A 13,331-nucleotide genomic window follows, 5' to 3' on the forward strand; every position below is an offset into this window, starting at 1 on the left:
GGCCCGGGAGAAAATCCCCCGCCGGACTTGACCGATGCCACAAGGGGCGTCATGCACGGAGCTGGCGGCTCCTCGCCCGCCGGATCGTTTCCGGCCTTGGCGGCGCGACGGGGCCATGCAGGGGAGCCCATCGTGCCATCGACCAGATCCCTTTCGGACCTTCTCGCCGCACCCGGCATCGTCGTCGCGCCCGGCGCCTATGACGCGCTCTCGGCACGGATCGCCATGCAGGCAGGCGCGCCCGCCGTCTATATGACGGGCTTCGGCGTCGCCGGCTCGACGCTTGGCCTGCCCGATATCGGCCTCCTTTCAGCAACCGAAATGGCCGACCGCGTGCGTGCTCTCGCGGAAGCCGCCATGCCCGCGCCCCTCATCGCCGATGGCGACAACGGCCATGGCGGGCCGCTCAATGCCGCTCGTCTCACCCGTCTCTACGAGGCTGCGGGCGCGCAATGCATCCAGCTCGAGGATCAGGTCTTCCCCAAGCGCTGCGGCCATATGGAGGGCAAGGAGGTCATCTCGCTCGCCGAGGCCGCCGAGAAGATCCGCGCCGCGGCCGATGCCCGCACCTCGCGCGATTTCAAGATCATGGCCCGCACCGATGCCCGCGCGACGCATGATCTCTCCGAGGCGCTCCGGCGTGGCGAGGCGTTCCTCAAGGCGGGCGCCGACATTCTCTTCATCGAGGCGCCGCGCGACATGGCCGAGCTTCAGACGATTGCGCGCACCTTCAAGGGCGTGCCGCTCCTCGCCAACATGGTCGAGGACGGAAAGACGCCCTATCTCTCCGCGCGCGTTCTGGAGGAGATCGGTTACAAGATCGCGATCTTCCCCGTCGCCGCCCTTCTCGCTGTCACCCGCCGGCTCGAGGAGGTCTATGCCACGCTGCTGCGCGGCGAGGGCTTGCCTGCGGGCGAGCCGCGCGTCACCTTCCAGCGCTACAACGAGATCGTGGGGCTGCCGGAGCTTCTTGCCAGCGCCGCCAAATTTTCCGACGAGACGAAATAATGCCGAGCTGGTCGAACATTCTGAAGCGCATCGCGGCGGGCGAGATGGAGAAGGCGCCGCCTCATGTCGCGGCGCTCAATCTCTATGCGGGGCGCCTCACCATCGTCGAGCCGGGCCGCATCCGCTACGACTGGCCGGTCGATCCGCAATATCTCAATCCTGTGGCGATCTTCGGCGGCTATCTCGCCACGCTTGCCGACCAGACCTGCTCCTTCGCGCTGATGACGCTTCTGAAGGACGATCAGAACTTCACCACCTCCGACCTTCAGATGCATTTCTTCCGTCCCGTGACGGAAGGCATCCTCGCCTGCGAGGGCCATGTGGTGAACGTCTCGAAGACGCAGGCCTATGTCGAGGCGACCTTCACCAATTCAGACGGCAAGCTCGCGCTCAAGGCCCGCGCGGTGGAGCGGATCATTCCGGCCTGATCCGGCGCGACTGTCCGCGAATGTGGCAACGCACCGCAATATGTCATCCCGGGCTTGACCCGGGATCCAGAGCCGCGCGCTCCCTGCCTGCCGCCTTGGACCCCGGAACTAATCCGGGGTGACAGCAGTGCTTGTGGAATGGCCCTCCGTCCGCGCCTCATTCCACCCATTTCTTCAGCGCCGCCGCGAACTCGCCCGATGCCTTCGCCTCTGCGAGCCACCCATCCACCCGCGTCTTGAGCGCCTCGTCCTTCGGCATGAAGTAGGCCTTCTCCGCCCGGTCGAACGGCCGGTCGGGATGCACCGCGCAGAGCGAGGGGTTGAGCCTTGCCTGCAGCCGTGTCTCGATCGCGTCGGTGATCATGAGGTCGGCGCGCCCGGCCACGATCTCCTGAAAGATCGTGTTGTTGTCGGGATGGACGATGATGGTCGCCCGGCGGATATGCGCGCGGGCGAATTTCTCGTTCGTGCCGCCCGGATTGACGACGAGGCGCACGCCCTCCCGGTCGATTTCGTCGAGCGTCTGGAACTTCGATACATTTTTGCAGGCCGTGATCGGCGTCTTCCCGTCGCTGAGCACGGGCGCCGAGAAGAGCCCGATCTTCGCCCGCGCTTCCGTGATCGAGATGCCGCCCATGGCGATGTCGAACCTGCCGGCTTCGAGATCGGCCGAAAGCGTCGGCCAGCTCGTCCTCACGAAAACCGGGCGGACGCCGAGCGCGCGCGCCAGCGAGCGGCCAAGCTCCACATCGAGGCCGGTGAATTCACCACTGCCGGGTTCGAGCGCCGAAAAAGGCTTGTAATCCCCGGTGAGTCCGATCCTGAGCGTGCCCGCGGCCTCGATGGCGTCGAGCCGCTCCCCGGCCGCGGCGGGAAGCGCCGGAAGCACAAGGAAGGCAAGGGCGAGAATCAGGCGAAAGGCAATCTGGCGCATCGGTTCCTCGATATTCGCAACGCGGGCCCGATCCTAGCCCTTCCGCCGCGCACCGGGGATAATTCCCCCTTACTGGACTGTGAAGCGGACCGCTGCTAAAAACCGGGCCCATGAAAATGCGTCATCTGCGCCATTTTGCCATAGGGCTCGCACGAATTAGCGGCCCGGCCTGCCGCTGAGAGGTCCTTCGATAAGGGCCGCCGAAATGCGCCCGGGCCGGGACGACCTTTTTTAGACATGACGCGAACCCCGAACTGCGCGAGACCCCCATGGCCAGCGACAGCAAGACCGATACCCCGGCGCAATCCCGCGATTACCGCGAGACGATCTTCCTTCCCGAAACGCCTTTCCCCATGAAGGCCGGCCTTCCCCAGCGCGAGCCCGAATGGCTGGCCCGCTGGGAGAAGATGGACCTCTATCGCCGCCTTCGCCTCGAGGCGAAGGGCCGCGAGCCCTTCATCCTTCATGACGGGCCGCCCTATGCGAACGGCAACATCCATATCGGCCATGCGCTGAACAAGACGCTGAAGGACATCATCGTCCGGTCCCAGCAGATGCTCGGCCACGATGCGAATTATGTTCCGGGCTGGGACTGCCACGGACTGCCCATCGAATGGCAGATCGAGGAGAAGTACCGCGCCAAGGGCAAGAACAAGGACGAGGTGCCGGCCTCCGAGTTCCGCCGCGAGTGCCGCGACTTCGCCGCCCACTGGATCGAGGTGCAGAAGGCCGAGTTCAAGCGGCTCGGCATCGTGGGCGACTGGGACAACCCCTACACCACCATGTCCTTCGACGCCGAGGCGACCATCGTCGAGGAGTTCCTGAAATTCGCGCGCGAGGGCGGCGGGCTTTATCGCGGCTCGAAGCCCGTCATGTGGTCGGTGGTCGAAAAGACTGCGCTCGCCGAGGCCGAGGTCGAGTATCACGACCATGTCAGCCGCACGATCTGGGTGAAGTTTCCCGTCCTCGGCGGCCCGGCGGAGCTTTCGGGCGCTGCGGTCGTCATCTGGACGACGACGCCCTGGACCATTCCCGGCAATCGCGCCATCGCCTATTCGAAGACGATCGAATATGGCCTCTACCGCGTCGAGGAGACGGCCGAGGGAAGCACCGCCAGCGTCGGCGAGCTTCTGATCCTCGCCGATAATCTTGCGGGCGAGGTCTTCAAGGCGGCGAAGGTCACCGCCTGGGAGCGCAAGGAAGCCGTCGATCCCTCGCAGATTGCGAAATGCGCCCACCCCTTCGCGGGGCAGGGCTATGATTTCGACGTGCCTCTCCTCGCGGGCGACTTCGTCACCGAGGAAACGGGTACCGGCTTCGTCCACATCGCGCCGGGCCACGGCCAGGACGACTACGAACTCTGGATGGCGAATTTCGGCCAGAAGGGCATTCCCGAAACGGTCGATGCCGAAGGCGTCTATTTCGAGCATGTGCCGCTCTTCGCCGGCAAGTTCGTCCTCACCCGTCAGGGCAAGGAAGGAACGGCCAACGCCGCCGTGATCGAGGAATTGCAGAAGGCGGGGCGGCTCCTCGCGCAGGGCAAGCTCACTCACTCCTATCCGCATAGCTGGCGCTCCAAGGCGCCGCTCATCTTCCGCAACACGCCGCAATGGTTCATCTCCATGGAGGTGAACGATCTGCGGAAGGTCGCGCTCACCGAGATCGGGAAGACGCGCTTCGTTCCGCCCGCGGGCCGCAATCGCATCCATTCGATGATCGAGAGCCGGCCGGACTGGGTCGTCTCGCGCCAGCGCGCCTGGGGCGTGCCGCTCACCATCTTCGTGCACAAGAAGACCGGCGAGATCGTGCCCTCGAAATCCGCTCATGACGCGATCCGTGCCCGCATCGTCGAGGCGGTGAAGGAAGGCGGCGCCGACGCCTGGTTCGACAAGTCAGCATCCTATTTCCTCGGCGATGATCTCGATACGGACGATTTCGAGAAGGTGACGGACATTCTCGACGTCTGGTTCGATTCTGGCTGCACGCATGCCTTCGTGCTCGAACAGCGCGCCGATCTGCGTTCGCCCGCCGATCTCTATCTCGAAGGCTCGGACCAGCATCGTGGCTGGTTCCATTCCTCGCTTCTCGAAAGCTGCGGCACGCGCGGCCGCGCACCCTACAGGCAGGTGCTGACCCACGGCTTCACGCTCGACGAGCAGGGCCGCAAGATGTCGAAGTCGCTCGGCAACACCGTCGTCCCGCAGAAGATCATGGAGCAGAACGGCGCCGACATTCTGCGCCTCTGGGTCGCCTCGACCGACTACTGGGAAGACCAGCGCATCGGGCCGGAGATCATCAAGTCGACGGTCGAGGCCTATCGCAAGCTCCGCAACAGCTTCCGCTACATGCTGGGCAGCCTCACCGGCTTCGGCGAGGATGAGCGGGTCGCGCTTGCGGACATGCCCGAACTCGAGCGCGTGATCCTCCATCGTCTCGCTGAACTCGACGAGCTCGTGCGCAAGGCCTATTGCGATTACGATTTCAAGCGCGTCTTCCATGCGCTGACGAATTTCATGAACATCGACCTCTCGGCGTTCTATTTCGACATCCGCAAGGACGCGCTCTATTGCGACGCGCCGTCCTCGCTGCGCCGCCGCGCCTGCCGGACTGTGCTGCACGAACTCTTCATGTGCCTCACCGCCTGGTTCGCGCCGGTGCTCTGCTTCACCACCGAGGAAGTCTGGCAGACGCGCTTTCCCTCCGAGGACGGATCGGTTCATCTGCGTCTCTTCCCCGAGGTGCCGGCCGGGTGGCGCGATGAGGCGCTGGCGGAAAAGTGGCGCAAGGTGCGCGAGCTTCGCCGCGTCGTCACCGGCGCTCTCGAGATCGAACGCCGCGAGAAGCGCATCGGCGCGAGTCTCGAGGCCGCGCCCGATGTCTATGTCGCGGACGCCGAGCTGATGGCCGCCATGGCGGGCCTCGATCTCGCGGAGATTGCGATCACCTCGCAGGCGAGCCTCATCGAGGGCGAGGGGCCGGCCGATGCCTTCCGGCTCGACGATGTGCCGGGCGTCGCCGTCGTGCCGAAGCTCGCCCAGGGGCGCAAATGCGCGCGCTCGTGGAAAATTCTTCCCGAGGTCGGCAGCGTTCCGGGCTTTCCTGATCTGACACCGCGCGACGCCGCCGCCGTGATGGAATTCGACGCGCTCCGAAAAGGATAGGACATGACGTATCGCATTGCCGGCCGGCCGGTCTGGGGGCCTCTTTCGGGGCTCGGGGCGCTCGTCGCCATCCTCGGCTTTGCGAGCGACCGCCTCCACAAATGGTGGATGCTCAGCGTCTATGATCTGCCCTCGCGCGGCCGGGTCGAGATCACGTCCTTCTTCGATCTCGTCATGGCCTGGAACAAGGGCGTGAGCTACGGGCTCTTCCAGGCCGAGACGCTTGTGGGCCGCATCGGGCTCATCGTTTTCGCGCTCGGCGTAGTGGCGGGGCTCGGATTATGGTTAGCCAGAAGCGAGGCGAAGATCACTGCGATCGCCATTGGCCTCGTCATCGGCGGCGCGCTTGGCAACGTGCTCGACCGCTTCCTTTACGGGGCCGTCGCGGACTTTTTTAGTTTTCACGCCTTCGGCTTTTACTGGTATATCTTCAACGTCGCGGACATCTGGATCGTCATGGGCGTCGGCCTGATCTTGCTGGAGTCCGCATTGCCGGGAGTGTTCGGACCGGTTCACTCCGAACAGACGGATCAGGGCAGCAAGGCGCGCAAGGACGAGCGCGCCTGAAAAAGCGGGCCCGATATGCGCCAACGCAAATGGGTCGTCGTCTCGATACCCGAAAGCTGAAGGACATGACGGTAATGCTGAAGAACAGGCGGATCGCAAGCCTGGCTATCCTGAGCGGCTTGTCCCTGTCGCTCGCGGCTTGCGGCGGCGGTGGGCTCAAGGAAGCCCTCGGCTATGGCAAGGACGCGCCGGACGAATTCGCGATCGTCACCAAGGCTCCGCTGGCCATCCCGCCGGATTTCGCGCTCCGTCCGCCGGAGCCGGGCGCGCCGCGTCCGCAGGAAGCGAATTTGCAGCCTTCCGCCGTCGCCCAGGCGGCGCTCATCGGCAACGAGGCGGCCGCCCAGACGCCTGCGACAGGCAGCGTCGGCGAGCAGGCGCTGCTTCAGCAGACCGGCGCCACCGAGGCCGATCCGCGCATCCGTCAGGTCGTGAACGCCGAAACGCGTACCCTCGTCGAAAAGGACAAGCGCTTCACCGACGACGTGCTTTTCTGGCAGCAGAGAACCCCGCCGGACGAGCGGCTGGTCGATTCCGCGGGCGAGCGTCAGCGCATCCAGCAGAACAGCGCCGAGGGCAAGCCCGTCACCGAGGGCGAAACGCCGTCCAAGGCGCCGGCGAAGCCGGGTTTCTTCAGCGGACTGTGGTCCTCGATCTTCTAAGCCGGTTTCATCGCTCGAAGGGGAGGGCCCGCTTGTCATGGCGGGCCTTCCGCGTCCCTGGCCCAGCCGGGCCCGCAAGATGGAGCGACACATTGCTTCTTCCCCGCGCCTCCCGAGTTTCGTTCCTCCGTCTTTCGCTCGCCTCCCTCGCTTTTTCCTGCATCGCTCTTGCCGCCATGGCCGCGCCGCAGGCGACGCTTGCGCCGCGTCCCGCTCCCGTAGCCTCCGACCCCGTGCCGGTGGCAGAAGGGCCGAGCGCGCCGGAGATGTTCAGGCTCTCCAACGGCATGCAGGTCGTCGTCATCGCCGATCATCGCGCGCCCGTGGTCACCCATATGGTCTGGTACCGGGTCGGCGCGGCGGATGAAACGCCCGGCAAGACCGGCCTTGCGCACTTCCTCGAACATCTGATGTTCAAGGGCACGGCGAAGATCGCCCCCGGCGAATTTTCCAGGATCGTCGCCCGCAATGGCGGCAAGGACAACGCCTTCACCAATTACGATTTCACCGCCTATTATCAGGCGATCGCGCGCGACCGGCTGCCGCTCGTCATGGAGATGGAAGCCGACCGCATGACCGGCCTCAGGCTCACCGACAAGGAAGTCCTGCCCGAGCGCGATGTCGTCGTCGAGGAACTCCGTATGCGGATCGAAAACGATCCGCTGGCGACCCTCCAGTCGGCGATGGATGCGAAGCTCTTCGGCAAGCATCCTTATGGGCGCGACGTGATCGGCTACAAATCCGAAATCGAAAAGCTTTCCACTGAGGACGCGCTCGATTTCTATCGCCGCTTCTATACGCCGAACAATGCGATCCTCATCGTCGCGGGCGACATCACCGGCGCGGAGCTGAAGCCGCTTGCCGAGAAATATTACGGCTCGATCGCGGAACGCGCCCCGACCTATGTCCGCAAGCTGCCGCCCGTCGTCTGGCCCGGCGCGCCCGAGCGCGTGACGCTTCATGACGCGCGCGTGCGCGAGGCGACATGGCTGCGCTTCTATCCCGCGCCGAGCGCCGCCCAGGCGGGCCCCGGGGAGCGGGCCGCCCTGGAAGTGCTCGCCGAAATTCTGGGCGGCGGCACGACGAGCCGCCTCTACAGCGCGCTCGTCGTCCGCGATGGCCGGGCCACGGCGGTGCAGTCCTGGTATGGCGGCGACCAGCGCGACGCGGGTTCCTTCGGCCTCTACGCCATTCCGCGCGTCGGCGACGGGCTCGAGACGCTGGAAAAGGCGGTCGATGCGGAAATCTCGGCCTTCCTCGGCGACGGGGTGAAGCCCGACGAGCTTGAGCGCGCCAAGACGCAGATCGTCGCGCGCTCCGTCTATGCGCGCGATCGCCAGCAGACCCGGGCCTATCAATATGGCAGCGGCCTGATGACGGGGCTCAGCGCGCGCGACGTTTATGAATTTCCCGATCGTGTCCGCGCGGTGAGCGCGGAGGATGTGATGGCGGCGGCGAGGAAGGTTCTCGACGGCGCCCACGCGGTCACGGGCGAACTTCTACCGGAGAAGCGGTCATGATGCGCAAGGCTCTCCTCCCGGTCGCGGCTTTCTGGCTCGTGCTGGTCGCATGGGCGCTGCCCGCCGAGGCCATGAAGATCGAGCGCGTCGTGAGCCCCGGCGGCATCGAGGCCTGGCTCGTCGAGGAATACGAGGTGCCGGTCATCGTGATGAACGTCTCCTGGCGGGGAGGTTCGGCCTACGATCCGAAGGACAAGGAGGGGCTTGCGAATTTCGTCTCGGGCCTTCTCGATGAAGGCGCGGGCGATCTCGCTTCCGAGGCGTTCCAGAAACGCCTGCAGGATACAGGCGCCACCATGTCCTTTTCCGAGGACCGCGATTATTTCGAGGGCAGGTTCAAGACGCTGGCGGAAAAGCGCGACGAGGCATTCGCGCTGTTTGGCCTTGCCGTCACCCGGCCGCGTTTCGATGCCGATGCCGTCGAGCGCATCCGCGCGCAGATCGCGACGATCATCGCCCGCAATGCCGAGGACCCGGAGTGGATCGCGGCGCGGAATTTCTACAAGGCCGCCTTTGGCGATCATCCCTATGCGCGTCCCGGCGATGGCACGGCGAAGTCGATTGCGCGGATCGGCCGCGAGGATCTTCAGGGCTACGCGAAAAATGTCTTCGCGCGCGACAACATGAAGATCGGCGTCGTCGGCCCCATCAAGCCTGCGGAACTCGGCGCCCTTCTCGACAGGACCTTCGGCGCCCTGCCGGCAAAGTCGCATCTGCCGAAAATGCCTGAAGTGAAGGTGGCCGCGAAAGCCGGAACGGTCATCGACAAGCGGCCCTTCCCGCAAAGCGTCGTCATCTTCGGCGAGGAAGGACTGAAGCGCGCCGATCCGGATTTCATTCCCGCCTTTGTCGCCAATTACGTTCTCGGCGGCGGCAGCTTTTCCTCCCGCCTCATGGAGGAGGTGCGGGTGAAGCGCGGGCTCGCCTATTCCGTGTCGAGCTATCTCTATCCGATGCGCCACGGCGCGCTCTTCCTCGGCCAGCTCGGCACCAAGAACGCGACGACCGGCGTTGCCCTCTCGATCGTCCGCGCCGAGCTTGCCCGCATGGCGGAAGGCGGGCTCACCGATCAGGAGCTTGCCGACGCGAAGACCTACCTGACCGGCTCCTATCCGCTGCGCTTCGACTCCAACACGGAGATCGCGGGCGAGCTTCTCGGCATCCAGCAGGAAAATCTCGGCATCGACTATGTCGATCGCCGCAACGGGCTCATCGAGGCCGTGACGAAGGAAGACATCGCCCGGGTGGCCAAGCGCCTCTTCAGGTCAGACCGGCTCATCGTCTCCATCGTGGGCGAGCCCGACATGTCGGAAACCCCGGCGCCGGGCGCCGCCGAGCGGCCCATGCCGGCCGAGCCCGCGGGCCCACATGAGGCAGCGCCGGGCGGCTGAGCGAGCGCCTTCGAGGGCGTCGCGTCTTGCCGGCGCTGGTTGTGGAAGCCGGTTCTTGTTAACGTGACCTCTGCATGGGGGGTGGACGCCTGATTCCCGTCGGCGTCGGAAAATCATGCACAAGATTTGTGAGTTCACAAAAATGTCCCGACCCAATTTGCCTTATGAGCAGCTCGTCGACACCTGTTTCGAGGACAAGATAGGCGAGGGCGGGCTCACCCGCGCCGCCTATGAGCGCGCGCTGGAGGAGGCCGCGCCTGCGCTTGCCTGGCTGAAGGAAGCCTACGAGAAGAAGACGCTCGCCCTGCTGCGCGTGCCCGAGCGCGCGGACGATATCGCGCCCTTGCGCGAGGTCGCGGCGAAGCTCCTCGACAACACGACCGATCTTTTCCTTTTCGGCATTGGCGGGTCCTCGCTTGGCGCGCAGGCGCTGGCGCAGCTCACCGGCTGGGGCACGCAGGCCCATCTCCACAAGGGTCCGCGCATCCACATCGTCGACAATCTCGATCCGCAGACGATGCAGGCGGCGCTGGCCGCGACCGATCTCAGGACGACGCGTTTCCTCGTCGTCTCGAAGTCGGGCGGCACGGTCGAGCCCTCCATGCAGATGCTCGCCGCCATGACCGCGATCGAGAAGGCGGGCGGCGGCAAATATATGAAATACCATTTCGCCGTGCTGACCGAGCCTGCGAAGGACGGCAAGCCCAATGCGCTGCGCACCTTCGCGGAGAAGCATGGCTTCCCGACGCTTGAGCACGATCCGGGCGTTGGCGGGCGCTATTCCGTGCTCACCAATGTCGGCATGCTGCCCGCTCATGTTTTCGGCCTCGATGTCGATGCCATTCGCGCGGGCGCGCGCGATGTGCTGGCGCCGGTGCTTGCCGGAAAACCCGCGGGCGAGATCGCGCCTGCCATCGGTGCGGCGCTTTCGTTGGCGCTCCAGCGCGAGAGGGGCGCGAATATTTGCGTGCTCATGGCCTATGCCGACCGGCTCGAGCGCTTCCTCGCCTGGCACTGCCAGCTCTGGGCGGAAAGCCTCGGCAAGGATGGCAAGGGCACGACGCCGGTGCGCGCGCTAGGCCCCGTCGATCAGCACAGCCAGTTGCAGCTTTATCTTGCGGGCCCGCGCGACAAGATGTTCACCGTCTTCAGCACGGAAACGGCGGGTGAGGGCCCCGAGATCGCGGAAGCCTTCAGGGATGAGCCCGCCTTCGCGTCGCTCGCCGGCCATCGCATCGGCGATCTCGTCGATGCGGAAGCCCGCGCGACCGTGGACACGCTGGCGAGAAACGGCCGCCCGGTGCGCCGCTTCAGGCTGAAGACGCTCGATGAATACACGCTCGGCGCTCTCTTCATGCACTTCATGCTGGAGACGATCATCGCCGGCAGGATGCTCGGCATCGATCCGTTCGATCAGCCCGCGGTCGAGGAGGGCAAGATCCTCGCGAAGAAATACCTGGCGGAGATGTAAGGGCGCATGGGAATCGTTCGCCGTCTGAGCGAAGGCACGATCAACCGCATCGCGGCGGGCGAGGTGGTGGAGCGGCCGGCGAGCGCGGTGAAGGAACTTGTCGAGAACGCGCTCGATGCCGGCGCTCGCCACATCGACATCGTCATCGGTGCCGGTGGGCGCGAGCTTATCCGCGTTACCGACGACGGATGCGGCATGAGCGCCGCCGATCTCGCGCTCGCCATCGAGCGTCATGCGACCTCGAAACTCAAGGCCGATGAAGCCGGCCGCGAGGATCTCCACGATATCGCGACGCTCGGCTTTCGCGGCGAGGCTCTGCCGTCGATCGGCGCGGTGGCGCGCCTTTCGATCCTGAGCCGCGAACCGGGCGCCGATACGGCGCATAAGGTGACGGTCGAAGGCGGTCGCATTTCGCCCGTCGAGCCCGCCGCCGGGCCCACGGGCACGCGCATAGAGGTTCGCGATCTCTTCTTCGCCACGCCCGCCCGCCTCAAATTTCTGAAGGGTGAGCGTTCGGAAACGCAGGCCGTCGGCGATGTGGTGAAGCGCCTCGCCATGGCCCACCCGGAGGTTGCCTTCTCGCTGACAAGCGAGGCCCGCAACATGCTGCGGCTCGAAACCGAGATGCCGGGCGAGATGGGCAGGCTCGGCCGCCTCGGCGCCATCATGGGGCGCGACTTCGCGGAGAATGCGCTTGCCATCGAGGCCGAGCGCGAAGGCGTGCGGCTGACGGGATTTGCGGGCCTGCCGACCTATAATCGCGGTACGACGCAGATGCAGTTTCTCTTCGTCAATGGCAGGCCAGTGCGCGACAAGCTCGTCATCGGCGCGGTGCGCGGCGCCTATGCGGATTATCTCGCCCGCGACCGGCATCCGGCGGTCGCGCTCTTCGTCGAGATCGACCCGCGCGATGTCGATGTGAACGTCCATCCGGCGAAGGCCGAAGTGCGCTTCCGCGATGCGGGGCTCGTGCGCGGCCTCATCGTCGGCGCGCTTCGCCATGCGCTGCATCAGGCTGGCCATCGCGCATCGACCACGGTGGCGGGCGCGGCGCTTGGCGCGTTGAGGGCCGAGCCGGAACGGGCGCTCTTCGCGCCGCAACGCTATGAGCAGGCGCCGATGCCGCAGCACCGGCCGGACCTTGCGGAGAGCGAGGGCGTGTCGCGCTGGCAGGGCGCCTTTGCCGATCTCGGCCGCTCCGCTCGCGTCGAGCCTGCGCCGGAAGCGCAGGCGGTGGCTGAGGCCGAGGCCCGGCCCCTCGGCGTCGCGCGCGGCCAGTTGCATGAAACCTATGTGATCGCGCAGACGGCGGACGGCATCGTCATCGTTGATCAGCATGCGGCGCATGAGCGCCTCGTCTATGAGCGCATGAAGAGCGCCATGGCGACGCGCGGCGTCGCCCGCCAGATATTGCTGATCCCCGAAGTCGTCGAACTCGACGAGGCGGAGGCCGAACGCCTCGCCGCGCGCGCGGGCGAGCTTGCCGAACTCGGCTTCGTGCTCGAAGCCTTCGGGCCGGGCGCCGTCGTCGTGCGCGAGGTGCCCGCGATCTTCGGCAGGCTCGATGTGGCGGGCCTCGTGCGCGATCTTGCCGACGATCTTTCGGAGATGGACGAAGCTCTCTCTCTCAAGGAGCGGCTGGAAGAGGTGTGCGGCACCATCGCCTGCCATGGCTCGGTGCGCGCGGGCCGCCGCCTCAGCGCCGAGGAGATGAACGCGCTTCTCCGCGAGATGGAGGCGACGCCTCATTCCGGCCAGTGCAATCACGGCCGCCCCACCTATGTGGAGCTGAAACTCTCCGACATCGAGCGCCTGTTCGGCCGCCGCTAGAGTATTTCTGGACAGGCATCTCGTCCCGGCTATTCTTGACCGGTCGAAAAAGGCAGGCCGGTTCGGTTAGCCCGGCCGCTCCCCGAGCGGGAGTTCTGGCTGGCGCATGGGCGCCAAGTCCCGCGACCCATCCGCCGGCGCATGTCGCGTCGGCGCATATGAGGGTGCGTGGATCATGCAGCAACAGCTTTCCGTCATCACGCTCGGCATCGCCGATCTCGCCCGCTCGCGCCGCTTCTATTGCGAAGGGTTCGGCTGGGCGCCCGTCTTCGGGAATGAGGAGATCGTCTTCTATCAGATGAACGGCTTCGTTCTCGGCACATGGCTCGAGACGAGCCTCGCCGCCGACATGAAGCGGC

At 65.8% G+C, this 13,331-nt stretch carries 10 protein-coding genes and 1 pseudogene; 10 read left to right on the forward strand and 1 reads right to left on the reverse strand.

The annotated features are described in order from the left end of the window. The first annotated feature begins 132 nt into the window (after positions 1-132). Positions 133-1,008 carry an isocitrate lyase/PEP mutase family protein gene (locus tag PKA57_RS11560; protein WP_324300694.1) on the forward strand — a complete coding sequence of 292 codons (876 nt, stop codon included), beginning with the start codon at positions 133-135 and terminating at the stop codon, positions 1,006-1,008. Further along, entirely contained in the window at positions 1,008-1,436 is a 429-nt protein-coding gene (locus tag PKA57_RS11565; RefSeq protein WP_324300695.1) for a PaaI family thioesterase, read from the forward strand. The genes PKA57_RS11560 and PKA57_RS11565 overlap by 1 nt, the downstream gene beginning before the upstream one ends. Before the next feature lie 157 nt (positions 1,437-1,593). On the opposite strand, the gene PKA57_RS11570 is transcribed toward PKA57_RS11565, so the two are convergent. Further along, a complete protein-coding gene (locus tag PKA57_RS11570) occupies positions 1,594-2,370 on the reverse strand; it encodes a transporter substrate-binding domain-containing protein (protein WP_324300697.1) in 777 nt (258 codons plus the stop codon). 269 nt (positions 2,371-2,639) lie between these two features. Between PKA57_RS11570 and ileS the strand changes: the two genes are divergently transcribed. From ileS to PKA57_RS11610, 8 genes and pseudogenes are all read left to right on the forward strand, one after another. Next, positions 2,640-5,531, forward strand: a complete 2,892-nt coding sequence (ileS, locus tag PKA57_RS11575; protein ID WP_324300699.1) for an isoleucine--tRNA ligase — start codon at positions 2,640-2,642, stop codon at positions 5,529-5,531. Positions 5,532-5,534: 3 nt separating this feature from the next. Continuing rightward, positions 5,535-6,098 carry a signal peptidase II gene (gene lspA, locus PKA57_RS11580; RefSeq protein WP_324300701.1) on the forward strand — a complete coding sequence of 188 codons (564 nt, stop codon included), beginning with the start codon at positions 5,535-5,537 and terminating at the stop codon, positions 6,096-6,098. Between the two features lie 74 nt (positions 6,099-6,172). Next, positions 6,173-6,760 carry a DUF3035 domain-containing protein gene (locus PKA57_RS11585; RefSeq protein WP_324300703.1) on the forward strand — a complete coding sequence of 196 codons (588 nt, stop codon included), beginning with the start codon at positions 6,173-6,175 and terminating at the stop codon, positions 6,758-6,760. Between the two features lie 92 nt (positions 6,761-6,852). Then, positions 6,853-8,280, forward strand: coding sequence for a pitrilysin family protein (locus tag PKA57_RS11590; RefSeq protein WP_324300704.1), 1,428 nt, complete (start codon positions 6,853-6,855; stop codon positions 8,278-8,280). After that, positions 8,277-9,671, forward strand: coding sequence for a pitrilysin family protein (locus PKA57_RS11595; RefSeq protein WP_324300706.1), 1,395 nt, complete (start codon positions 8,277-8,279; stop codon positions 9,669-9,671). The genes PKA57_RS11590 and PKA57_RS11595 overlap by 4 nt, the downstream gene beginning before the upstream one ends. Before the next feature lie 142 nt (positions 9,672-9,813). Beyond that, positions 9,814-11,142, forward strand: coding sequence for a glucose-6-phosphate isomerase (locus PKA57_RS11600; protein WP_324300708.1), 1,329 nt, complete (start codon positions 9,814-9,816; stop codon positions 11,140-11,142). A gap of 6 nt (positions 11,143-11,148) precedes the next feature. Beyond that, on the forward strand, positions 11,149-12,972 hold the full coding sequence (gene mutL, locus PKA57_RS11605) for a DNA mismatch repair endonuclease MutL (RefSeq protein WP_324300710.1): 1,824 nt from the start codon (positions 11,149-11,151) through the stop codon (positions 12,970-12,972). A 175-nt stretch (positions 12,973-13,147) separates the two neighbouring features. Next, a pseudogene (locus PKA57_RS11610) lies at positions 13,148-13,331 on the forward strand (VOC family protein); the annotation flags it as partial.

This window comes from Parvibaculum sp., from assembly GCF_035325945.1.
Taxonomy (GTDB): domain Bacteria; phylum Pseudomonadota; class Alphaproteobacteria; order Parvibaculales; family Parvibaculaceae; genus Parvibaculum.

Excerpts from the sequence above, each read along its gene's own strand:
- PKA57_RS11565 (WP_324300695.1), top strand. The coding sequence starts at position 1,008 with ATGCCGAGCTGGTCGAACATTCTGAAGCGCATCGCGGCGGGCGAGATG.
- PKA57_RS11570 (WP_324300697.1), bottom strand. The coding sequence starts at position 2,370 with ATGCGCCAGATTGCCTTTCGCCTGATTCTCGCCCTTGCCTTCCTTGTG.
- ileS (WP_324300699.1), top strand. The coding sequence starts at position 2,640 with ATGGCCAGCGACAGCAAGACCGATACCCCGGCGCAATCCCGCGATTAC.
- lspA (WP_324300701.1), top strand. The coding sequence starts at position 5,535 with ATGACGTATCGCATTGCCGGCCGGCCGGTCTGGGGGCCTCTTTCGGGG.
- PKA57_RS11585 (WP_324300703.1), top strand. The coding sequence starts at position 6,173 with ATGCTGAAGAACAGGCGGATCGCAAGCCTGGCTATCCTGAGCGGCTTG.
- PKA57_RS11595 (WP_324300706.1), top strand. The coding sequence starts at position 8,277 with ATGATGCGCAAGGCTCTCCTCCCGGTCGCGGCTTTCTGGCTCGTGCTG.
- PKA57_RS11600 (WP_324300708.1), top strand. The coding sequence starts at position 9,814 with ATGTCCCGACCCAATTTGCCTTATGAGCAGCTCGTCGACACCTGTTTC.
- mutL (WP_324300710.1), top strand. The coding sequence starts at position 11,149 with ATGGGAATCGTTCGCCGTCTGAGCGAAGGCACGATCAACCGCATCGCG.